The organism is Microbacterium sp. SMR1 (assembly GCF_003289625.1).
Classification (GTDB): Bacteria; Actinomycetota; Actinomycetes; order Actinomycetales; family Microbacteriaceae; genus Microbacterium; species Microbacterium plantarum.
This window is the reverse complement of sequence record NZ_QMBN01000002.1, coordinates 649,921-673,030: the sequence shown is the minus strand read 5'-3', so window position 1 is coordinate 673,030 and position 23,110 is coordinate 649,921. Positions and strand designations below refer to the sequence as shown.

At 70.8% G+C, this 23,110-nt stretch carries 19 protein-coding genes; 6 read left to right on the top strand and 13 right to left on the bottom strand.

The annotated features are described in order from the left end of the window. Positions 1-15 precede the first annotated feature (15 nt). The 4 genes from DO944_RS07795 (at position 16) to DO944_RS07780 (ending at position 5,696) form a co-directional block, all read left to right on the top strand. Positions 16-2,067, top strand: coding sequence for a bifunctional aldolase/short-chain dehydrogenase (locus tag DO944_RS07795; RefSeq protein ID WP_112616295.1), 2,052 nt, complete (start codon positions 16-18; stop codon positions 2,065-2,067). A gap of 97 nt (positions 2,068-2,164) precedes the next feature. Beyond that, a complete protein-coding gene (locus tag DO944_RS07790; protein WP_112616293.1) occupies positions 2,165-3,592 on the top strand; it encodes a rhamnulokinase family protein in 1,428 nt (475 codons plus the stop codon). 168 nt (positions 3,593-3,760) lie between these two features. Beyond that, positions 3,761-3,982: a hypothetical protein gene (locus DO944_RS07785; RefSeq protein ID WP_112616291.1), complete on the top strand. Its 222-nt coding sequence runs from the start codon at positions 3,761-3,763 to the stop codon at positions 3,980-3,982. 103 nt (positions 3,983-4,085) lie between these two features. After that, positions 4,086-5,696 carry an MFS transporter gene (locus DO944_RS07780; protein WP_112616289.1) on the top strand — a complete coding sequence of 537 codons (1,611 nt, stop codon included), beginning with the start codon at positions 4,086-4,088 and terminating at the stop codon, positions 5,694-5,696. Here DO944_RS07780 and DO944_RS07775 read toward each other — a convergent pair. The 4 genes from DO944_RS07775 to DO944_RS07760 all read right to left on the bottom strand — a co-directional run bounded on the left by DO944_RS07775 (position 5,680) and on the right by DO944_RS07760 (position 10,332). Next, positions 5,680-6,525 carry a transglutaminase family protein gene (locus DO944_RS07775; RefSeq protein ID WP_112616287.1) on the bottom strand — a complete coding sequence of 282 codons (846 nt, stop codon included), beginning with the start codon at positions 6,523-6,525 and terminating at the stop codon, positions 5,680-5,682. The two genes, DO944_RS07780 and DO944_RS07775, sit on opposite strands and share 17 nt — an antisense overlap. Beyond that, complete coding sequence (locus tag DO944_RS07770) at positions 6,522-7,454, bottom strand: alpha-E domain-containing protein (RefSeq protein ID WP_112616285.1); 933 nt, start codon at positions 7,452-7,454, stop codon at positions 6,522-6,524. The genes DO944_RS07775 and DO944_RS07770 overlap by 4 nt, the downstream gene beginning before the upstream one ends. Then, positions 7,448-9,112: a circularly permuted type 2 ATP-grasp protein gene (locus DO944_RS07765; protein WP_112616283.1), complete on the bottom strand. Its 1,665-nt coding sequence runs from the start codon at positions 9,110-9,112 to the stop codon at positions 7,448-7,450. Before DO944_RS07765 ends, DO944_RS07770 begins: the two co-directional genes overlap by 7 nt. 95 nt (positions 9,113-9,207) lie before the next feature. Then, complete coding sequence (locus DO944_RS07760) at positions 9,208-10,332, bottom strand: aminotransferase class III-fold pyridoxal phosphate-dependent enzyme (RefSeq protein ID WP_112616281.1); 1,125 nt, start codon at positions 10,330-10,332, stop codon at positions 9,208-9,210. A gap of 206 nt (positions 10,333-10,538) precedes the next feature. Here DO944_RS07760 and DO944_RS07755 point away from each other — a divergent pair, with 206 nt between their 5' ends. Next, positions 10,539-11,429: an aldo/keto reductase gene (locus tag DO944_RS07755; protein WP_112616279.1), complete on the top strand. Its 891-nt coding sequence runs from the start codon at positions 10,539-10,541 to the stop codon at positions 11,427-11,429. A gap of 33 nt (positions 11,430-11,462) precedes the next feature. On the opposite strand, the gene DO944_RS07750 is transcribed toward DO944_RS07755, so the two are convergent. Continuing rightward, entirely contained in the window at positions 11,463-11,783 is a 321-nt protein-coding gene (locus DO944_RS07750; protein ID WP_112616277.1) for a DUF952 domain-containing protein, read from the bottom strand. A 49-nt stretch (positions 11,784-11,832) separates the two neighbouring features. Between DO944_RS07750 and DO944_RS07745 the strand changes: the two genes are divergently transcribed. Next, a complete protein-coding gene (locus DO944_RS07745) occupies positions 11,833-12,390 on the top strand; it encodes a TetR/AcrR family transcriptional regulator (RefSeq protein ID WP_112616275.1) in 558 nt (185 codons plus the stop codon). Between the two features lie 20 nt (positions 12,391-12,410). On the opposite strand, the gene DO944_RS07740 is transcribed toward DO944_RS07745, so the two are convergent. From DO944_RS07740 to DO944_RS07705, 8 genes are all read right to left on the bottom strand, one after another. Next, positions 12,411-12,707: a hypothetical protein gene (locus DO944_RS07740; protein ID WP_112616273.1), complete on the bottom strand. Its 297-nt coding sequence runs from the start codon at positions 12,705-12,707 to the stop codon at positions 12,411-12,413. Between the two features lie 36 nt (positions 12,708-12,743). Next, on the bottom strand, positions 12,744-16,439 hold the full coding sequence (locus DO944_RS07735) for a proline dehydrogenase family protein (RefSeq protein ID WP_112616271.1): 3,696 nt from the start codon (positions 16,437-16,439) through the stop codon (positions 12,744-12,746). Positions 16,440-16,491: 52 nt separating this feature from the next. Then, positions 16,492-17,052, bottom strand: a complete 561-nt coding sequence (locus DO944_RS07730) for a thioesterase family protein (RefSeq protein ID WP_112616269.1) — start codon at positions 17,050-17,052, stop codon at positions 16,492-16,494. A gap of 81 nt (positions 17,053-17,133) precedes the next feature. Then, positions 17,134-18,675, bottom strand: a complete 1,542-nt coding sequence (locus DO944_RS07725; protein ID WP_112616267.1) for an alpha-N-arabinofuranosidase — start codon at positions 18,673-18,675, stop codon at positions 17,134-17,136. Between the two features lie 58 nt (positions 18,676-18,733). After that, on the bottom strand, positions 18,734-19,651 hold the full coding sequence (locus DO944_RS07720; protein ID WP_112616265.1) for a carbohydrate ABC transporter permease: 918 nt from the start codon (positions 19,649-19,651) through the stop codon (positions 18,734-18,736). Further along, positions 19,648-20,619, bottom strand: coding sequence for a carbohydrate ABC transporter permease (locus DO944_RS07715; RefSeq protein ID WP_112616263.1), 972 nt, complete (start codon positions 20,617-20,619; stop codon positions 19,648-19,650). The genes DO944_RS07720 and DO944_RS07715 overlap by 4 nt, the downstream gene beginning before the upstream one ends. Continuing rightward, on the bottom strand, positions 20,616-21,947 hold the full coding sequence (locus DO944_RS07710) for an extracellular solute-binding protein (protein WP_112616261.1): 1,332 nt from the start codon (positions 21,945-21,947) through the stop codon (positions 20,616-20,618). Before DO944_RS07710 ends, DO944_RS07715 begins: the two co-directional genes overlap by 4 nt. Positions 21,948-22,056: 109 nt before the next feature. Next, entirely contained in the window at positions 22,057-23,109 is a 1,053-nt protein-coding gene (locus tag DO944_RS07705) for a LacI family DNA-binding transcriptional regulator (protein WP_112616259.1), read from the bottom strand. Position 23,110: the final 1 nt, after the last annotated feature.

Here is a 23,110-nt window from a genome sequence, read left to right as displayed (position 1 = left end):
CCCCGAAGGAAAGCCATGACCTCCGCCGCAGCCGCCGACCTCATCGCGCGCAGCAACCGCCTGGGCTCCGACCCCAAGAACACCAACTACGCCGGGGGCAACACCTCCGCCAAGGGCATCGACATCGACCCCGTCACGGGTGAGCCCGTCGAGCTGCTGTGGGTCAAGGGATCGGGCGGTGACCTCGGCACCCTGACCGAGTCGGGACTCGCGGTGCTGCGCCTCGACCGGATGCGCGCGCTGGTGAACGTCTACCCCGGCGTCGAGCGTGAAGACGAGATGGTCGCCGCGTTCGACTACTGCCTGCACGGCAAGGGCGGGGCGGCTCCCTCGATCGACACCGCGATGCACGGGCTGGTGGATGCCGCGCACGTCGACCACTTGCACCCCGACGCCGGCATCGCGATCGCGACCGCCGCGGACGGCGAAGAGCTGACCGCGAAGATCTACGGCGACGGCACCGGTTCACAGCGCGTCGTCTGGGTGCCGTGGCGGCGACCGGGCTTCCAGCTCGGCCTCGACATCGCCGAGATCAAGGCGCAGAACCCGCAGGCGATCGGGTGCATCCTCGGCGGGCACGGCATCACGGCGTGGGGCGACACCTCGGATGAAGCCGAGGCGAACAGCCTCTGGATCATCGAGACCGCGCAGGCATACATCGACGAGCACGGCGCGGCAGAGCCCTTCGGCGGCGTGCGCGCCGGGTTCGAGGCGCTGCCCGAGGCCGAGCGTCGCGCCCGCGCCGCAGCCCTCGCCCCCACGATCCGCGGCATCGCCTCGACCGACAAGCCGATGGTCGGCCATTACACCGACAGCGACGTCGTGCTCGACTTCCTGGCGTCCGAGAAGGCTCCTGCCCTCGCCGCGCTGGGCACGAGCTGCCCCGACCACTTCCTGCGCACGAAGGTCAAGCCCCTCATCCTCGACGTCCCCGCGACGGCGTCGGTCGAGGAGCAGATCGCCCGCCTGCACGAGCTGCACGCCGAGTACCGCGCCGATTACCAGGCGTACTACGACGCACATGCCGACGCGGACTCGCCGGCGCTCCGCGGCGCCGACCCGCTCATCGTGCTGGTTCCGGGCGTGGGCATGTTCTCGTACGGGGCGAACAAGCAGACCGCACGCGTTGCGGGTGAGTTCTACATCAACGCGATCAACGTCATGCGCGGCGCCGAGGCCCTCTCAACCTACTCGCCGATCTCGGACGCGGAGAAGTTCCGCATCGAGTACTGGGCGCTCGAAGAGGCCAAGCTCCAGCGGATGCCCAAGCCCAAGACCCACCAGGGACGCATCGCGTTCGTCACGGGAGCGGCATCCGGCATCGGCAAGGCCATCGCCACCCGGCTCGCGGCCGAGGGAGCATGCGTCGTCGTCGCCGACCTCGACCTCGAGAAGGCGCAGGCCGCGGCCTCGGAGCTCGGCGGCACCGACGTCGCGATCGGCGTCGCAGCCAACGTCGCCGACGCCGACGGCGTGCAGGCGGCGATCGACGCGACGCTGCTGGCGTTCGGGGGCATCGACCTCGTCGTCAACAACGCCGGTCTGTCGCTGTCGAAGCCGCTGCTGGAGACGACCGAGAAGGACTGGGACCTGCAGCACGACGTCATGGCCAAGGGCTCGTTCCTCGTCTCGAAGGCCGCGGCGAAGGCGCTCATCGAGCAGAGGATGGGCGGCGACGTCATCTACATCTCCTCGAAGAACTCCGTCTTCGCCGGGCCCAACAACATCGCGTACTCGGCGACGAAGGCCGACCAGGCCCACCAGGTGCGGCTGCTCGCGGTCGAGCTCGGCGAGCACGGCGTGCGCGTGAACGGCATCAACCCCGACGGTGTCGTGCGCGGCTCGGGCATCTTCGCCTCCGGCTGGGGCGCCAACCGCGCCGCAACCTACGGCGTCAACGAAGAAGACCTCGGCCAGTTCTACGCCAACCGCACGATCCTCAAGCGCGAGGTCGTCCCCGAGAACGTCGCCGATGCTGTGTTCGTGCTCACCGGCCCCGAGCTCTCCCGCACGACCGGCCTGCACATCCCCGTGGACTCCGGCGTCGCCGCCGCGTTCCTCCGATGAGGGCAGGCATTCGAATGCACGGCTTCGCGCCGAGTGCACGGCATCCGCTCGCTCCGAGGTCGTGCACTCGGCGGCAGGCCGTGCACTCGCGGGAAGGATGCCGCGCGTGAGCGCGTCAGGGAATGTGGTGGCGGTTGACCTCGGGGCCACCAGCGGGCGGGTCATCGTCGGGCATGTGGGGGCTGACGCGCTGCGCACCGAGACGGTGGCGCGGTTCGCCAACGATCCGGTGCACGCGGGCGACGGCCTCCACTGGAACCTCGTGGGGATGTACGGATCGGTACTGGGCGGTCTGCGCGAGGCCTTCCGCGCGAAGCCCGAGATCGCCTCGATCGGGGTCGACTCGTGGGCCGTCGACTACGCGCTGATGCGCGGCGGGCGGATGCTGGGCGAACCGTTCCACTATCGCGACGAGCGCACCGTCCGCGGGGTCGAGAGCGTGCACGCGCGCTTTCCGCACGCCGAGCTCTTCGAGCGGAACGGCCTGCAGTTCCTGCCGTTCAACACGCTGTACCAGCTCGCCGCCGAGGACCCGGAGGTGCTGGCGTTCGCCGACACCGCCCTCCTCGTACCCGACCTCGTCGGGTACTGGCTGACCGGCGAAGCCCGTGCAGAGCAGACCAACGCGTCGACGACCGGACTCCTGCGGGTGCTGCAGGCCTCGTGGGACGGTGCCCTCGTCTCGGCGCTCGGCATCCCCCGCGGCATCCTCCCTCCGCTCATCGCGCCGGGCGATCGGCTGGGCCCGCTGCGTGCGGACGTCGCAGCGTCGATCGGGGCGCCGACCGACACACCCGTGACTGCCGTCGGATCGCACGACACCGCCTCGGCCGTCGTCGCCGTGCCGATGCAGCCGGATGCCGCGGCCTACATCTCGTGCGGCACGTGGGGTCTCGTGGGCGTCGAGGTCGACCACCTCGTGCTGACCCGCGCCGCTCTCGAGGCGAACTTCACGAATGAGGGCGGCGTCGACGGCCGCGTGCGCCTGCTGCACAACGTCATGGGCCTGTGGGTCCTGAGCGAGGCCGTGCGGCAGTGGGAACGCCGCGAGGGACACCGCATCGATCTGCCGACCCTGCTCGACGCCGCACGCGAGGCGGACGGCGTCGTCTTCGACGTCAACGACCCGCGTTTCCTCGCGCCCGGCGAGATGACCTCGCGCATCGACGCCTGGTGCGCCGAGCACGACGTCGCGCCGCCGCGCACCCGCGCGGAGTACACCCGGTCGATCGTCGAGTCGCTCGCGCAGGCGTTCGCCGACGCCGTGGCCGATGCCGCGCGCCTCGGTCGCGTCGATGTACGGACGATCCACATTGTCGGCGGCGGGGCGCTCAACGAGCTGCTGTGCCAGCGCACTGCCGACCGCGCCGGAATGCCGGTGCTCGCCGGCCCCGTCGAGGCGACGGCCCTCGGCAACGTGCTGGTGCAGGCCCGTGCCGCCGGTTTCGTCTCGGGGTCGCTCGAGGCGCTCCGCGACCTCGTCGCCCGCACGCACGCGCCGCGCCGCTACGAGCCCAGCGCCTAGCCGGGGAGCCGTTCGCGATACATTCGCCGGACCGGCGGTGCGGGAGTGGCCTCAGGCGGCCACCGACACCACTCCTGTCACGCCGATCCGACGGATGTATCGGCACCACGGCCGGATCGTGTGTCAAGGGGTGCCGCGCGCGGCGACGGCGCGCGTAACGTCGCGGCCATGAGCAGCCACGACACCCCGGCCGGCGGCGCCGGCGACAGCGCAATCCCGTCCGAAGAGCCCACCGGCGACCGTCACCTCGATGACCCGAGCGCCGAGCAGTCGATCACCGATGACGCACCCCGCGGCGGCGACGAGACCACCGAGGACGAGCTCACGGCCGACAACGCCGCCGAAGAGGACATGCTGAAGACCCTCGACCCGGGCGACCCGCCCGCCTGATCCACTTCTCCATCGAGACGGCCGGTTCCCCGCGGGACCGGCCGTTTTCGCGCTGCGCGAACCTCATCTTGTGTCCGCAATTTTGCTAGCTATTCTAGCAATCATGGAAACTTCGGCACGCCGCCGGTGGGCGGGACTCGTCTTCATCAGCATCGCCGTCGCACTCATCATCGTGGACTCGACGATCGTCAACGTCGCCGTCCCCTCGATCGTCGATGACCTCGGCATCACCTCCACTCAGGTGCAGTGGGTCCAGGAGGCGTACACCCTCGTGTTCGCCTCCCTGCTGCTCGTCTTCGGCAGCGTCGCCGATCGGGTGGGTCGACGACGGATGCTGCTGACCGGCGTCGTCGTCTTCGCGCTGGCCTCGGTCGGCGCGGCGCTCGCGTCGAGCGGTGACCTGCTCATCCTCGCCCGCTTCGTTCAGGGCGTCGGCGGCGCGATGATCCTCCCGACCACCCTCTCGCTCCTGAACGCGACGTTCCGCGGCCGCGAGCGCGGCATCGCCTTCGCCGTCTGGGGCTCGACGATCGGCGGCATGGCGGCCGTCGGGCCACTGCTCGGCGGCTGGCTGACCACGACGTTCTCGTGGCACTGGGCCTTCGGCATCAACATCCCCCTCGGCATCCTCATCGTCGTGGGCGTCCTGCTGACGGTCGCGGAATCGCGCGGCGGCGCCGCAGGCGTCGACGTCGTCGGAGCCGTCCTGTCGGTCATCGCCATGGGCACCCTCGTGTTCGGCCTCATCGAGGGACGCACCTACGGCTGGTGGACGGTCGACCAGCGGCCCGAGCTCTTCGGTGCATCGTGGCCGTGGGACCTCTCCCCGGTCCCGATCGCGTTCGCCGCCTCAGCCGTGACGATCGCGGTCTTCATCGCCTGGGGCGTGCGCCGTCGCCGGGTCGGCAAGCCCACTCTGCTGGCCTTCGGGCTCTTCGGCATCCCCTCCTTCCGTAACGGCAACCTCGCCGCCCTCGTCGTCGCGCTCGGCGAGTTCGGCATCATCCTGGCCCTTCCCCTGTGGCTGCAGTTCGCGCTCGGGTTCGAGGCGGTCCAGACGGGCCTCGTGCTGCTCGCCCTGGCCGCGGGCTCGTTCGTCGCCAGCGGGCTCGCCGGCGCCCTGTCGGGCAAGGTCTCGCCGGTCTGGATCGTTCGCGCGGGCCTGGCCGCCGAGATCGTCGGCGTCGTCGGCGTGGCCCTCGTCATCGCCCCCGATGCGACGTGGGGCCTGCTCGTCCCGGCGCTGTTCGTCTACGGGATCGGCGTCGGCCTCGCGACGGCGCAGCTCACCGGCGTCGTCCTCGCCGATGTCCCCGTCGCCGAGGGAGGGCAGGCGTCCGGAACCCAGTCCACCGCGCGCCAGCTCGGCGCGGCGCTCGGCATCGCGATCCTCGGGACCATCCTGTTCTCGACGACCTCCGGCGCCCTCACCGCCCAGCTCGACGATCGCGGCATCCCCGCCGAGCAGCGCGATCAGGTCGTCAGCGCCGTCGTCGAGAGCGCGGGCGGCGCGATCGCGGGCCTCGAGGCCTCGCCGCAGACCGCCGACGTCGCGACCGACGCGAAGGCTGCCCTCTCGGACGGCACACGGGCCGCGAGCTTCGCCGCGGCGGGCTTCCTCGTGCTGGGCCTCGCGGCGACGGCATCCCTCGGCCGGGGTGCCCGCCGCGAACCGGTCGAAGCGGATGCCGCGGAAGTCACGCCTCGCGCGTGATCGTCACCGTGACGTGCAGTGCGCTCTTGTACGGGCCCGCGAAGACCCCGCGCAGCGGCGGGACGTCGTTGTAGTCCCGGCCGCGCCCGACCAGCACGTGCCGGTCGCTGATCTCGACGTTGTTGGTGGGGTCGAAGCCCTGCCAGTCACCGGCGAACCACTCGATCCACGCGTGCGACTCGCCCGTCACCGGCACGCCGACCTGAGCGTCGGGATCGGGATGCAGATAGCCCGAGACGTACCGCGCCGGGATGCCGACGCTCCGCAGAGCGCCGAGCGTGATGTGCGCGATGTCCTGGCACACGCCCGTGCGCTGGGGCCACGACTCCGCGGCGGTGGAGTGCACCCCGGTGACGCCGGGCATGTACTCCACGGCATCCCCGATCGCGATCGCGATCGCGTGGGCCGCCGGCCCCGGCTCGTCGTGCGACGCCGCGATCTCGCGCGCCAGCGCCACCACCTCCGGATGCGGCGCCGTGCGCGCCGTCTGCCCGAGCTGCTCGACCGTGTGGATCGAGCGCTCGGTCTCCGCGGCGAGCTCCTCCCACGAGATCTGCCGGTGCTCGATGGGGCGCGGCCGAACCTCGACCAGCGAGCGGGCCGTGATCGACAGCGCGTGATGCGCGGCGAGCACGTCGAACGCGGCGACCCGGGTGCCGAAGTAGTCCACGTAGTGGTTGACGGCCGTCGTCGGGTCGATGTCGAGCTGCGAACTCAGCACGAATTGGCTGTCGGTCGAGCCCGGCAGCATCCGCGCCTCGTTGTACGACGCGGCGACGTCTCCGGGATAGGTGAATCCGGTCGCGTGCTCGATGCGCAGACGCTTCACGAGGTCTCTCCGATCCAGTTCGGTTCCGCCGCCGTGGGGAAGAATCGACCGCGAATCGCTTCGGAAGCCTCGCGGGTCACCTTCTGCACGTTGTCCATGTGCTCGGGCAGCTCGGAGAGGATCTCGCCGAGCGGCCGGTACTCGAGGTCGTTGCGGATACGCCCGAGGGCCCGCAGCACCGCATTGGAGTGCCCCACCCGGTCGGCGACGGGGTCGATCGCGCTCATGCACTCCTCGGCACGTTGGATCGAGTGGATGATCGAACGCGGGAAGAGACGGTCGAGCAGCAGGAACTCCGCCGCGTTGCGCGCGCTCGGCATCCCGCGATACGTGCGCAGGTACGCCTCGTACGCACCGCAGGAGCGGAGGATCGTCGTCCACGACGGGCCGGACTCCTCCGTCAACGAGCGCGTCGCGAGCAGCCGCGCGGTCATGTCGGTGCGCTCGATCGAGCGCCCCAGCGTGAAGAACTGCCAGGCCTCGTCGCGACTCGTCGACGAGTCGGTGACCCCGACGGCGAGCGCCGCGCGCTCTCGCACCCAGTGGAAGAACTCGTGCACCTTCTCGGCGTTGAGCCGCCGCGGCATCCGCGAATAGGTGGTGTTGAGGGTCTCCCACAGCTCGGTGGAGACGATCTCGCGGGCGCGGCGGGCGTTCTCGCGCGCCGACTGCAGCGAGTAGGCGATGCTGGAGGGATTGGTGCGGTCGACCGCGAGCCGGGTGAGCACGTCCTGACGGGTGACGGTGTCGAGCCCCTCGGGCGGGAACGACCCCATGACCGACAGGAGCGACCGGCAGGCGGTGTCCTCGTCGATCCAGGGGTCCTCGAGCAGCAGCTGCAGGTGGACGTCGAGGATGCGGGCGGTGCCGTCGCTCCGCTCGATGTAGCGTCCGATCCAGAAGAGGCTCTCGGCGATGCGGCTCAGCACGTCGCACCTCCGGTCTGCTGCTGCTGCTCCTGCTGCTCGCTCAGGCCGCCGGGGTGGTCCTGCGGCGAATGGGCCGGCTCGTCCTGCTCGTCGTAGATGATCGGGATCGCCTGCGTCGACGCCTGATCGGCGACGAGGCCGGCGAGGTTGCCCTGGCTGTACTCGACCGTGCGCGGCGCGTCACCGCCGACGACCCACGTGTCCTTCGATCCGCCGCCCTGACTGGAGTTGACGACGAGCTGCCCCTCCGGCAGCGCGACGCGCGTGAGGCCGCCCGGCAGCACCCACACCTCTTCGCCGTTGTTGACCGCGAACGGGCGCAGGTCGGCGTGGCGGGGGCGCATGCCGTCCTCGACGAGGGTGGGGATCGTCGAGAGCATGACGACGGGCTGCGCGATCCACCCGCGCGGATCGGCCAGCAGCTTCTTGCGCAGCTTCTCGAGCTCGGCGGGCGAAGCGTCCGGGCCCACGACGAGTCCTTTGCCGCCCGACCCGTCGACGGGCTTCACGACGAGTTCGTCGAGCCGGTCGAGCACCTCTTCGAGCGCGCCCGGGTCCTCGAGCCGCCAGGTGTCGACGTTCTTGAGGATGGGCTCCTCCGCGAGGTAGTACCGGATGAGGTCGGGCACGTAGGTGTACAGCAGCTTGTCGTCGGCGACGCCGTTGCCCACGGCGTTGGCGATCGTGACGTTGCCCAGGCGCGCGGCGAGCATGAGGCCCGGGGCGCCGAGCATCGAGTCGGCGCGGAACTGCAACGGATCGAGGAAGTCGTCGTCGACCCGGCGGTAGATGACGTCGACGCGCTGCGGGCCGCGCGTCGTGCGCATGAACACCTTGCCGCCCGAGCAGACCAGGTCACGGCCTTCGACGAGCTCGACGCCCATGAGTCGCGCGAGCAGCGTGTGCTCGAAGTACGCGGAGTTGTAGACGCCCGGCGTCAGCACGACGACGTTGGGGTCGTCGACTCCGGGGGGCGCGGAGGCCCGCAGGGCCTGGAGGAGCTTGTTCGGGTAGTCGCCGACGGGTCGGACCCGCATCGAGACGAACAGCTCGGGCAGGGTCTGCGCCATGACGCGGCGGTTCGAGATGACGTAGCTGACCCCCGAGGGGACGCGCACGTTGTCCTCGAGCACGCGCATCTCGCCGTGCTCGTCGCGGATGAGGTCAATGCCCGAGACCTGGATGCGCACGCCGTTGGCGGAGCGGATGCCGGCCGCCTGACGGTAGTAGTACTGCGACGAGGCGATGAGCTTCGCCGGCAGCACGCCGTCGCGGACGCAGAACTGATGTCCGTAGGCGTCGTCGAGGAAGGCCTCCAGCGCACGCACGCGCTGCTTCACGCCCGACTCGACGTGCGACCACTCGTCGTAGTCGATGACGCGGGGAACGGCATCGAGCGGGAAGGGGCGCTCCTCCCCCGCGAAGTCGAACGTGACGCCCTGCGCGAGATACGAGCTCGCGAGCGATTCGGTGCGGCCGCGGAGCTCCTCCTGGGTCATCTGCGCAAGCGCCTGATACAGCTCGCGGTACGCCGCGCGCGAGCTGCCGGGGGCGGGCATCGTGCCCGAGACCTCGAACATCTCGTCGTACGGCGGCACCCCCGATACGGTCTTGCGCGGCGTCAGCGTCGAGCCGTATCCGTCGAAGAGGTCACCCATGGATGCGAGCCTAATCCGGGCTGTGTTGCGTCAGTATTTCCCGACCTGTTTCCCCCGCCGTGTTGACATCCGGCGCGCGGGCCGGGCCGGCAGGATCAGGCCGCGAGCACGACGCGCAGCTGCTCGATCGCCCAGTCGAGCTCGGTCGCCCGGATGACCAGCGGCGGAACCAGCACGATCGTCGCGTCGCCGACGACATCGACGAGGACGCCGCGCGCGACGAGGCGCCGGGCGACCTCGGCTGCGGTGACGACCGTCGGGTCGACGTCGACGCCCGCCCAGACCCCAGCGGTCCGGACGGCCACCGCGCCCGCCCCGGCAAGGGCCTCAATGCGTCCGGCGAGATGTTCGGCGAGAGCACGGGCCCGGTTCTGCACCTCGCCCGCCTCGAGCATCTCGACCACGCGGTGCGCGATGGCGCTCGCGAGCGGAGACACGGATGCCGGGTCGGCGGCCTCACCGAGCAGCGTGCGACTCCCGACGACGGCGGCGACGGGGACGATGCCGCCGCCGAGCGCCGGGCCGATCACACGGAGGTCGGGCGCCGCGCCCGCCCCCGCGAGCGCGACGGTGTCGCCGAGCCTGCCGAGGCCGCTGCGCGTCTCGTCGAGGATCAGGGCGATCCCGCGATCGGCGGTCGCCTGCCGTGCGGCTTCCAGGTATCCCGCGGGCGCGCCGATCACCCCCGCCGCGGCCTGCACGGGCTCGAGGACGACGGCGGCGACGGTGTCGTCGAGCGCCGCGACGAGCGCATCGATCTCGCCGAAGGGCACCACGACGGCGCCCGCTGCCGTGAGATCGGGATGCGAGCCGGCAGCGACGACGACGGCCGTCCGTTCCCGCGCGGCGAGCGTGAGGTCGACGGCTGCTCGCAGTGCGTCCCGTCCGGTGGTGGCCGGCAGCACCGCCTCAGCACCCAGCAGCGCAGCCAGCGCGTCGGCGAATCCGTCGGCGCGGTCGTCGGCGACGACGGTGCTCGTGCTGGTCAATCGGCCCAGCTGCTCGGTGGCGACGGCGAGCAGAGCGGGATGGCGGTGCCCGAAGGTGAGAGCCGGATCGGCGGTCAGGTCGAGGTATCGGCGCCCCTCGACGTCGGTCACCCACGCTCCCTCACCCGTCGCGGCCATGACCGGCAGGAGCGGCGGCGCTCCCGCGAGAGCGCGCTTCGCGCTGACCTCGTCGTTCGCGTCCGGCGTCGGGTGGTGGTCGGCGATCGTCATTCGGACTCCTGGCTTCGGCGGTCGCGCACGCGGCGGCGGGTCGCCGCGCGGCCGGCATCCATTCTCCCCCGGCACGATCTGGGGCCGCTGAGGACTGCGACGACGACCCGCGGTAGCCCCCTGACCCGATTGCGCAAGGTCCTGCCCGTTCGTCGTCGCGCCTGACAGGCTGGAGCCACACCACCGCGAATCGTCGAAGGAGACCCATGCAGCAGCGCACCCTCGGACCGTTCACCGTCTCGGCCATCGGCCTGGGCGGGATGCCCGTCTCGATGAACAACGACAAGCAGATCCCCGACCGGAAGGATGCCGTCGCGACGGTGCACGCCGCGCTCGACGCGGGCATCACCCTGCTCGACACCGCCGACATCTACGCCCCGAGCTGGGACACGATGGGGCACAACGAGGAGATCATGGCCGAGGCCCTGGCCACGTGGGGCGGCGACCGCTCTCAGATCGTGGTGGCGACGAAGGGCGGCATCACCCGCAGCGACGGCGAGACGTGGGGCCGGGACGGCTCGCTCGACTACCTCCGGAAGGCGGTGGAGGCCTCGCTCCGAGCGCTTCGGATCGACGTGATCGACCTCTACCAGTACCACCGCCCCGACCGCTGGATGGTCTACGGCGAGGTCATGGAGAACTTCAAGACCTTGCAGCAGGAGGGCAAGATCCGCGCGATCGGCATCTCCAACGCCAGCGTCGAGGAGATCGAGATCGCTCAGCAGGTGCTCGGCGAGGGCAACCTCGCGAGCGTGCAGAACGAGTTCTCGCCGCGGCATCCGGGCAGCTACGACGAGCTGCGCTACTGCGCCGACCGCGGCATCGCATTCCTCCCCTGGAGCCCCCTGGGCGGAACGGGCGGTGGCGCACGGTCGATCGGTGATCGCTTCGCGGTCTTCGGCGAGGTCGCGCGCGCCCACGATGTGAGCCCGCAGCAGGTCGTGCTCGCGTGGGAGCTGGGGCTCAGCGACACCGTCATCCCGATTCCGGGAGCGCGCCGCGCCGCGTCGATCGTCGACAGCGCGAAGGCCGTGCACCTCGAGCTCTCGGGCGACGAGCGCTCACGCCTGTCGCACTCGGTCGGCATCGACGCCTGATCCGGCGCACGCCGCTCACGGCCCGAGGCGACCTCAGGCCGTGAGCGGATGCTCGCCGACGACGGCATCCGGGTTCATGGGAATCGGCCCGTGGATGCGGGGCTGCCCGTCGACCCGCGTCACCTCGACGCCGTGGCGCGCGAGGCCCGCGACGCTGCAGTCGATTCGCAGGAGCGGCAGCCGCACGTCGGCGTAGACGGTTGCGACGACGTCGGCGACGTCGGCGGGGTCGCAGGCCCGGATGTACTCGCCCGGTTCCCACGGCACGCCCCGCGTCGCGACCTCGTACTCGCTGAACTTGCGGCTCATGCCCCAGTCATCGGCGATCGCGATGTGGCAGACAATCTCGTCCATGGCGCCTCCTTAATGAAACGCCACCGTATCATTCTGCTAGCCTGTCGTCATGCCCTCGACCGGAGATCGACGCCGCGGCCGCCCGCCCGCCCATGAACAGGCCGCGCGCGACGCCCGCATCGTCGCGGTGGCGGCAGACGTCTTCGTCGAGGTCGGCTTCCACGCCGCCTCGCTCGACGCGATCGCGCAGCGGGCGGGCGTGACCAAACGCACGATCTACGAACGCATCGGTGACAAGTCGGCGCTGCTGGGCGCCGCGGTGACCGATGTGCACGGCTACCTCGATGTCGCGGCCCGCGACCTCCGGCACGCCTGCACACTCATCGCGACGGCGCTGTTCGCCGACCGTGCGATCGGCCTGCACCGCGCGGCCGTCGCGGTCGCGCTCGACGACCCCGCGGTCTCGCGTGCGTTCTACGACGCCGGCCCGATCGCGGCGCAGCGTTACCTCGCGGCCCACCTGGACGGCGACGACCGTCGCGCCGAGCATCTGTTCGGTGCCCTGCTCGGCGAACCGCACCGTCGACGCCTCCTCGGCCTCGACCCCGAGCCGGCGGCCGCGTCGCTCGACGCCCACGTCGACGCCGTACTCGCCGCCTTCGTCTGAGGCGCCGAGCAGCGCTCAGCTCAGCTCGGCTCGGCTCGGCGAGAGACGGAGGCCGGAGCGGACTCGAGCCGGTTGAGGGCGGCCGCGGCACGGGCGGCGGCCGAGCGGCGCAGGATGCCGTGGACGAGCAGCACCGTTCCCGCGCCGACACCAACGAGCACGGGCAGGTTGAGCCCCGGCGAGAGCGCCAGCGCGATGACGGTGATCGCGAGCGCCACCGCCCCGAGCCCGATGAACAGGGCACCGAGGAGCGACTCGCGCTCGACCGACAGGCGGGCGAGGATCAGCGTGGGTGCAGCGGCTGCGTCATCCGTCATCCCGCCACGCTACCGAGACGGCACCGCGGCCGCACGTCAGATGACCGCCTCGGACCAGTCGTCGGGATTGCCGAAACGGTGCGCGGTGATCGTGATGGACTGCTCGTGCACGAAGGGCAGCAGTTCGATCCGCGCCGCGGTCGTGACCTCGTCGGCGTAGACGGCGACATCCGGGTCTCCCTCGGTCGCTGCCGCGATGGCCGTGCGCAGCTCGGCCACCGTCTCACGCGAGCCGACCAGGCGGATGCGGCCCGGTCGACGCTCGGGGGCGGCGATGCGCTGCAGCCATTCGCCGTCGGTCTCGACCGAGACCGCGATGTCGACCTCGCCGAGCGCCCGCCGGACGTCCGCGGGAAGACCGACCGGCGAGCTCAGCGTCACGGCCGACCCGGCCCGCACGCCCGCGACGAGCACGCGGAGCACCGCCTGCCAGGTCGCATCCGAAGACGCTCGCACCGCCACGTCGACCGGGCGATACCGGAACAGGTTCCGCTCGACGCCGAGGCCGGACACGTCGCGCACCTGGCCGAACTCGCGGTCCCAGGCGACGGCATCCGAGAGCGCGCCGCGCCGCAGCCATTCGAACGACTCGTAGTCGAGGGTGGGCTGGGCCGACTCGATGATGGTCGTGATGCGCGAGTCGAGACCGCGCAGATGCAGCGTGCTGGATGCCGAGCCGTTCGACGCACGCCAGGAACCGAGCCCGACGAGGTAGTTCGGTCCACCGGCCTTCGTGCCCGCGCCCACCGACGACCTCTTCCAGCCGCCGAAGGGCTGACGCTGAACGATGGCCCCCGTGATGCCGCGGTTGACGTACAGGTTGCCGGCCTCGACCCGGTCGAGCCAGGTCGCCAGGTCGGCGGCGTCCTGGGTGTGCAGGCCCGCGGTCAAACCGTAGGCGACCGCGTTCTGCAGTTCGATCGCCTCGTCGAGAGTGCGCGCGTGCATGACGCCGAGCACGGGCCCGAAGAACTCTTCGAGGTGCGTGCGCGACCCGGCACTCACCCCCACCTTCACACCCGGAGACCAGAAGCGCCCAGCGGTCGCGTCACCGAAATCGAGACGACGAGGCTCGACGAGCCAGCGCTCACCCTCCTCGAGTGAGGTGAGAGCCCATTCGAGCTTGCCCTGCGGCGGCTCGATCACGGGCCCGACCTCGCTGCGCGGATCGGTGGGCGGTCCGACCCGCAGCGACCGCGTGGCGTCGACGAGTTGACGCGCGAACCGCTTCGACCGCCCGACCGGCCCCACCAGGATCGCGAGCGACGCGGCGGAGCACTTCTGACCCGCATGACCGAAGGCGCTCTTGATCAGGTCGGACGCCGCCAGATCGAGGTCGGCGGATGGCATGACGATGATCGCGTTCTTGCCGCTGGTCTCGGCAAGCAGCGGCAGCTCGGGCCGCCACGACCGGAACAGCGCCGCCGTCTCCCACGAGCCGGTGAGGATGACGCGGTCGACCGACGGGTGGGTGATGAGCCGGCGGCCGAGATCGCCCTCGTCGATGTCCACGAGCGCGAGGAGATCGCGGGGCACCCCGGCATCCCACAGCGCCTCGGCGACGACCGCCGCACAGCGACGGGCCTGCGGAGCGGGCTTGAAGACGACGCCCGATCCGGCGGCGAGGGCCGCGAGCACGCCGCCGGCGGGGATGGCGAGCGGGAAGTTCCACGGCGGAGCGACCACCGTCACCGACGCCGGCTCGAAGACGGCGCCGCTGACCCGATCGAGCTCGCGCGCCGTCGCGGCGTAATAGGCGGCGAAGTCGACCGCTTCGCTGACCTCGACGTCGGCTTCGGCCAGCACCTTGCCGGTCTCGGATGCGGCGACCTCGATGAGCTCGGCCCGACGTGATTCGAGTGCGCGCGAGGCGGCGAGCAGCACCGCACTGCGGTCGGCCGCGGCCATCGAGCCCCAGGCGGATGCCGCCGATCCCACACGCGCCACGACTCCATCGAGCTCTCCCGCGTCATCGACCCGGGCGGCGGCGATCGTCTCGTCACCGGCCGTGCTGCCCTCGATCCGCGACAGGATGCCGCGGGCCCACTCCCGGTTGACGGCGAGCGCGGGGTCGGAGTCGGGAGTGTTGGCGAACCCGGGCGCTCCGAGCGCCGGGGCCCGGCGCGTCTCGCGCGGGGCGTAGACGGCGGTCTCGACGAAGTGCTCGCCGCCGAACAGGACATCGTCGGGCTCGCCCAGAGCCGTGGTCTCGTCGGAACGGCCCGCGGCGTCGGCGATGCCGAGCACCGCCTGCGTCAGCCCGTCGTCGCCCTCGGCGGGGTCGCGCGTGATGCGTTGCGGCGCGATGGGCCGCAACGACATCGTGCGGTCCTGCGTGCGGTTCGGCCCGCTGGGCAGGGCCGGGTCGACCGCGCGCTCGAGGGAGGCGAGGAATCGATCGCGTTCGCGCTCGAACAGGCTCGCGTCGGTCGCGAGGTCGAACGCCGCCGAGAGGAAGTTCTCGCTCGAAGCATTCTCCTCCAGCCGCCGCACGAGGTAGCTGATGGCGACGTCGAACTCGTCGGGGCGGACGACCGGGACGTACAGCAGCACGTGGCCCACGTCGGCCGTGACCGCGGCGACCTGACCCTGCGCCATGCCGAGGAGCATCTCGATCTCGATGTCGTCGCGCACACCGCGCTCGCCGGCGAGCAGCCAGGCATACGCGATGTCGAAGAGGTTGTGCCCGGCGACGCCGAGCCGCACCGCGGCGCTCCGCTCGGGGCGCAGGGCACGGTCGAGGCACCGCAGGTACATCGCGTCGGCGTCGAGCTTGCTCGCGTGGGTCGCCAGCGGCCAGCCGTGGATCGTGGCGTCCACGCGCTCCATCGCGAGGTTCGCGCCCTTGACCAGCCGCACCTTGATGCGGCTTCCACCGGCCGCGACGCGGGCCTGCGCCCAGGCGGTCAGCTCGTCGAGGGCGTCGGCGGCGTCGGGCAGATAGGCCTGCAGCACGATCCCGGCCTCGAGCCCCCGCAGCCGCTCATCTTCGAGGATGCGGGTGAAGACGGCGATCGTGAGATCGAGGTCGCGGTACTCCTCCATGTCGAGGTTGATGAAGGTGCCGTCCTCAGCCGCGCTCAGGTAGAGCGGCAGCAGCCGCTCTACGACATCGGCGACGACCTCGTCGAACGCCCACATCGAGATGCGGCTGACGATCGCCGAGACCTTCACCGAGACATAGTCGACGTCGGGCCGGCGGATCAGCTCGTGGATGCCGTCGAGCCGGCGGCGTGCTTCTTCCTCGCCGAGCACCGCCTCGCCGAGGAGATTGAGGTTGAGGCGGGCTCCGGACTCGCGGATGCGGGCGATGGCCGGGCCGAGCTTGTGCGGTCGCGCGTCGACGACCAGGTGCCCGACCATCTCGCGCAGTGCCGTGCGCGCGATCGGCACGACGGGGGTCGGCAGCACGGGGGCCACGGCGCCGCCGATGCGCACGGCACCGCGGAGATACCAGGGCAGGAACTCCGGGACCAGCGGGGCGACGTGGTGCAGTCGGGTCGCGGCGGCGGTCACGCTCTCGGGGCGCATGACCCCGTCGACGAAACCGATCGTGAACGGCAGGCCGTTCGGGTCGCGAAGGACTCCCGCGAGGCGCTGCGCTGCGGCATCCGCGGAGAAATCGGCCGACGTGTGCACCCATTTCTGGGCCAGGTCCACCGCCTGATGGGCGAGGGAATCGTCGGCGGGGAAGCCCGGCGGGGTGGTGCCGGACGAAACGGTGTCGGACATGCCGTCAGCCTATGTCGCAAGCGCTCTCGAAGGGCGGCGCCTCGCCCGGGGATCACTCCCAGACGCTGGGCGCCTCGGCACGCGTCGACGGCAGAGCGGTCGCCGCAGCCCACTCGGTCATCCACGGCTCGAGCTCGGGCAGATCGTCGCGCCGGCCGAGCACCGCGAACAGTTCATCGAGCGGCACGATGCCGCCCGTGCGACGCAGGAACCGCGAACGCACCAGCATCTCGGCGTAGACCTCGCCGCGGACGACCGCACGATGCACCATGTACACCGACTTGTCGTCGTGTCCGTGCAGGCGCGTCTCGATCGTGAAGCGCTGCCAGAGGTTCAGCGACTTCCGGAAGGTGATCGTGCTGCTCGCGACGACGCCGTACCAGCCCTTCTCCTGGAAGGTGTCCCAGATGCCGTTGCGCACCAGCAGGTCGAACCGGCCGAGGTCGAACAGCGAGGCGTACCGCCCGTTGTTCATGTGCCCGAGCAGATCGATGTCGGTGGGCAGCGTCCGGAGCTTCACCCGGCCGACCGCCATGAGCGGCCGCGGGCCGTTCCTGCGCAGCTGTCGCTTCGCTCGCCAGATCGTCAGCAGGGTCCGGAGCCACACGTTCACGAGGGCCGACGCTATCGGATGCCCCATGCCCCCACCCGCATCCGTTGTGCGCCTTCCACAAAGCGTCGGCCCCCGTGGCGGTCAGGCGCGGGCGGTGTCGAGCACGATCACCGCCCACGACAGCGCGGGCAGGGTCGCCCGCAGCGTGCCCTCGTCGAGTCCGACGCCGCGCAGGGGCACGAGGCCGACGGCATCCTGGTCGTGCTCGGTGTTGGCCGACCGCCGGTCGCCGCCCTCGGGCACCGTCAGCACCTCGGCCGAGACGACGCCCGACGCGCCCAGCCCGCGCAGCTCGAGCGACACCTCGGTCTCGGACTCGAGCGAGCGATTGGCGACGAACAGGGCGACGCGGCCGGTCGCCTCGTCCCACGTCGCGGCCGCGTCGACGACATCCACGTCGCCGAACTTCGCCGTCGGCGTCTGATCGGAGTCGATCGCGAGCCGCAGCACGCGCCCCTGCGCCAGCTGCGACATGCGGGCGAACGGCCAGAAGATCGACTGCCGCCAGGCCGGCCCGCCCTCCTCCGAGCGGATGGGTGCGATCACGTTGACCAGCTGCGCCTGGTTGGCGATGCGCACGCGGTCGCCGTGGCGCAGCAGGCTGTGCAGGAAGGTCCCGACCACGACGGCGTCGGTGACGTTGTAGGTGTCCTCGATGAGGCGCGGGTGGGCGCGCCACTCCTTCGACGCCGAGACGATGTGCGGCTGGTCCTCGGTGTCGAGGCCCCGCTGGTACCAGACGTTCCACTCGTCGAACGAGATGTCGACCTGCTTGCGATGCTTGCCCGCAGCCTTGACCGCGTCGATCGTCGAGATGACGCCGTCGATGAAGGCGTCCATGTCGACGGCCTCGGCGAGGAAGGATGCCGCGTCCCCGCCGTCCTCCTGGTAGTAGGCGTGCATCGAGATGTAGTCGACCTCGTCGTACGCGTGCGTGAGGACCGTGTGCTCCCACGAGCCGAAGGTCGGCATCTGCCGGTTCGACGATCCCACCGCCACGAGCTCGATGTCGGGGTCGACCAGGCGCATCGCCTTCGCCGTCTCCTGCGCGAGCCGGCCGTACTCGTGCGCGGTCTTGTGGCCGATCTGCCACGGGCCGTCGAGCTCGTTGCCGAGGCACCAGAGGCGGATGTCGAAGGGCGCTGTGGCCCCGTTGCGGCGACGCAGGTCCGACCAGTACGTGCCGCCGGCGTGGTTCGCGTACTCGACGAGCGCACGGGCCTCGTCGACACCGCGCGTGCCGAGGTTGACCGCCTCCATGACCTCGACCTCGGCCTCGCGCGCCCAGTCGACGAACTCGTGGAGCCCGAACGCGTTGGTCTCGACCGTGTGCCAGGCGCCGTCGAGCCGGTGCGGACGGTCGGCGACCGGCCCGACGCCGTCCTCCCAGTTGTAGCCCGAGACGAAGTTGCCGCCGGGGTAGCGGATCACGGTGGCGCCCAGCTCCTTCACGAGCGAGAGGACGTCGCGACGGAAGCCGCGTTCGTCGGCCTGCGGGTGACCCGGCTCGTAGATGCCGGTGTAGACGCAGCGGCCCATGTGCTCGACGAACGAGCCGAAGAGGCGGCGCGGCACGTCGGCCACGGTGAAGTCGCGATCGAGGACGATGCGGGCGCGGGGCATGATGCTCCTGTTCTTTCGGGGTGAGGGGATGCGGACGACGCGTGCCGGGCGGCGCCGGTCACTGACCGCCGAAGCCGGTCGTGGCGACGCCGCGGACGATCTGCTTCTGGAACACCAGGAAGACGATGATCAGCGGCACCGAGGCGAGGACGGCCTGGGCCATGACCTGCGCGTACTGCACGCCGTAGGCGCTGATCACGGTCTGGAGTCCCACCGGCAGGGTCATGAGGGTCGTGTCGTTGATGATGAGGAACGGCCAGAGGAAGTTGTTCCACGCGCCGATGAACACGAAGATCGCGACGGCACCGAGGATGGGCCGCGACAGCGGCAGCACGATCGACCAGAACACCCGGAAGCGTCCGGCGCCGTCGACCCGCGCGGCATCCTCGAGCTCGATGGGCACCTGGTCGAAGAACTTCTTGAGGATGAACACCATCGCCGGCGCGACGACCTGCGGCAGGATCAGGCCCCACGGGGTGTCGACGAGGTTGAAGGCGAGCATCTCGTAGAACAGCGGGATGATCAGCACCTGCGGCGGGATGACGATCGAGGCGATGACCGCGCCGTAGAGGAACTTCTTGCCGCGGAACTCGAGCCGTGAGAACGCGTACGCGGCCACGGCCGAGATCGCGACGGTGAGCAGGGTGATCACGGCGGAGGTCCAGAGGCTGTTGCCGGCCCAGACCCACACGTTGCCCTGCGAGAGGATCGAAGTGAAGGCCTCCGTCGTGGGCCCGCTCTCGCCGATCCAGCCGCCGGCGCCGGAGGCGGCATCCGTCTCGGTCTTGAAGGCGGTCGCGACCGCCCAGAGGAACGGCAGCAGCCACCCGATCGCCAGGAGGGCGAGGGCGACGAACGCGACGATGTTGAGCGCGCTGAACCGGCGCTGACCGGGTTTGCGGCTCCGCGGATCGGGGCCGACCCCGGGCGCGACGACGGCGCGCGTGGCCGTGGAGCTGGCGGTGGCGGCGCTCATGAGTGCTCCTTCCGGCGACGGGTGGCGAGGGCCTGAATGACGCCGATCAGCACGATCACGGCGAAGAAGACGTACGAGATCGCCGCCGAGTAGCCGAAGCGGTACCCGACGAACCCGGACTCGTAGATGTACTGGACGATCGAGCGGGTCGTCTCGCTCGCGATGCCTCCGAGCATCTGGTACGCCTGGTCGAACAGCTTCAGCGACGCCAGCACCTGCAGGATGACGATGAGCACGGTGACCTGGCCCAGCTGCGGGATCGTGATCGAGAAGAGCTTGCGCCACTCCCCCGCGCCGTCGATGGACGCCGCTTCGTACTGCGTCTCGGGGATGTTCTGGAGGGCCGCGAGGTAGAGGAGGAAGTTGAAGCCGATCGTCCACCACACCGTCGCGACGACGATCGCGAGCATGTTGGTGTCGGGGTTCTGCAGCCACGCGATCGGCTCGAGCCCGAACGCCTCCAGGATGCCGTTGGCCGCACCGATCTGCGGGTTGAAGATCCACACCCACATCTGCGAGATGACGGTCGAGGCGAGCAGATACGGCATGAAGAACGACAGCCGCCAGAGCCACTGCCCGGGCAGGCCGCGCTGCACGAGGAGCGCCATGACGAGGGCCAGGACGACGAGCGGCACGGTCGAGAGCACCGTGAACCATGCGGTGTTGCCGAGCGAGCGCCACATGACGGGGTCGCCGAGCGCCTCGACGTAGTTCGCGATGCCGATGAACGACCCGCCGGCGCCCGTCAGCGACTGGTCGGTGAAGCTCAGGTACAGCCCGTGCAGCAGCGGCCAGACGAGGAAGAGGAGGAAGGTGGCGAGGAACGGCGCGAGGAACGTCCAGGCGATGCGCTGCTCGCCGCGGTCGCCGGCGTGCCGGCGTCGCCCCGCGCGGTCGCCGGTGACGATCGTGCGCGTCGCAGCGGTGTCGGCGAGTCCGGCGCGGCCGGATCCGGTGTCGAGGGTCATGCGCGGGCTCCGTCCGGTGCGGCGGGGTTCGGCGTCTGCAGGCGCAGGTCGACGCCCGCGCGGAAGCGGGAGACCGCTGCGGCCGGATCGGCGCCCTGCAGCAGGACGTTCTGCACCGCGGCGCCGAAGTCGGCCTGGAAGCGCGAGCCCGATCCGGTGAACCAGGCCGGCGGGTCGTATCGGACGAGCTCGGCGGCTTCGGCGTAGTGCGCCTGCGGCAGCAGATCGGCATAGGCGGGCGACTGCGTCACGGGAAGATACGCGGGGATGTGGCCGGCCCCGGCCCAGTCGAACGAGCCCTTCAGGATGTCGGCGACGAAGCGGTAGACCAGGTCGCGGGTCTCCTCGTCGGGCGCGCTCTGGTGCGGCAGGGTGAACGAGTGCGAGTCGGCGTAGACCGACGGGGTGCCGAAGACGGCCGGGATGATCGCGGCGTCGATCGGCAGGTTCTGCTGCTGCATCGAGCGCAGCTCCCAGACGCCCGTGAGGAAGAGCCCGCTGCGCCCGGTCGCGAACTCGGCGATCGCGCTCTGGTAGTCGGCGCTGCGCGACGCGATCTCGTCGTCGAGGAGCTGCTGCATGAAGGTCAGCGCCGCGACCGCGGCATCCTCATCGATCTCCGCTTTGCCGCCCTCGGGAAGCTCGATCTCGAGCCCGTGCTGCGTGTAGAGCGTGTAGAAGAGGCGCCACATCTGCGCGCCGTCGCCGAGATAGCCGAAGGACAGCCCGTGAGACTCCGACACGGCCGCTACGGCTCGCCCGAGCTCGAGGAAGTCCTCGGGCGAGGTGATCGGCAGCAGCTTGCCGTCGCTGTCGAGAACCCCCGCCTCGGCGCAGATGTCGGTGTTGTACATCAGGATGAACGGGTGGGCGTCGAGTGCGACGCTGTAGAGGTCGTCGCCGATGAAGCCCTTGCGCCAGATCGCGTCGGTGAAGGTGCTCGCGTCGACGCCGAGGTCGGCCAGCCGCCCGGTGTCCCAGGTGTCGAGCAGCCCGCCCGGCGCGTAGCCGACGACGCGCGAGGCATGCATGACCGAGACGTCCGGCGCCCGCCCGCCCGCGGCCGCCATCGCGAGCTTGGTGTAGTACGGCTCACCCCACGCGAGCACCGTCGGACGCACGCGATAGTCGGACTGCGCGGCGTTGACGCCGTCGATGAGCCCGGACATCGTCACGCCGTCGGCGCCGGAGAGCAGGTGCCAGAACTGGAGGGTGCGGGCGCCCGTGGCGCCGGGGAGACCGGCGCACGAGGCGAGGAAGGCGGTTCCGGCGAGGGCTGCGGCTCCCGTGAGGAATCGCCGTCTGCTGAGTTCTATGGGTGGGGCCATCGGTCACTCCTTTGTGACGGCACGACATCGTGACAACCAGGGACCCTCATACTTTTACATCGATGTAATCAATGCGCAAGGAAAATCCGGATGTCGTCGATGCCGACGGTCAGCGGCCGAGCGATACGCCTCGCGGCACCGCGTCCGTGCTCGCTCGAGCGACCACCCGGTGCTCGATCGCCACCGCTCGCACCGGAACGTCGCGCGCCGCGATGCGCTCCTCGAGGAGCGCGATCGTCGCACGCGCGAACTCGTTCCGGTCGAAGGAGACGGTCGTCAGCTGCGGTGTCGTGAAGCGCGACTGCTCGATGTCGTCGAAGCCGCACACGAGCACGTCCTCCGGCACCCGGATGCCCGCACGCGCCAGTTCGTGCAGCGCGCCGACGGCGATCGAGTCGGTGAAGCAGAGGAGGGCGTCGACCTCGACCCCGCGATCGAGCAGTGTCCGCACGCCCAGCGCGCCCGCCTCCATGTTCCAGGGCAGCAGGTTGACCTCCCGGCGGCGGTCGTGCTCGAGCCCGGCCGCGGCGAGCCCGTCGCGCACGCCCGCGAGGCGCAGGCGACTGGTCGCCGTGGCGAGCTCGGGCTGATCGTCGCCGCCGATCGCGGCGATCCGCCGCGCCCCGCGCGCCACGAGGTGAGCCACGGCATCGCGCGCGCCGCCCCGGCTGTCGACGAGCACCCGGTCGGTGACGTGCTGCTCGACCTCGCCGATCAGCACGACAGGCGGCAGCCGTTCGTCGCGATCGACGACGCTGTCCTCGATGCGGATCGGGTTGAGCACGACACCGTCGACGAGATGCTGACGCGCCCGCGAGACGAGGTCGCGCTCACGCTCCGGCTCGAGCGCGGTCTCCTCGATCTGGACCGCGTAGCCGCGCTGGTGAGCCGCGTCGACGAGGTGATGCAGCATCTCGGCGGAGAACGCCGTCGCGAGGTCGGGGAGCGCGATGGCGATCACACCGGAGCGGCCGTTCCGCAGGCCCCGGGCGCTGAGGTTCGGCACGAAGTCGAGCTCGCGCATCGCCGACTCCACGCGCTGCTGCGTCTGCGGCCGGACCGCGGCAGTGCCCGTCAGCACATTGGAGACCGTCTTCGCCGATACCCCGGCGAGCGCCGCCACATCCTTCATCGTGGCTCGGCCGGCTCTCTCCTTCGGCATG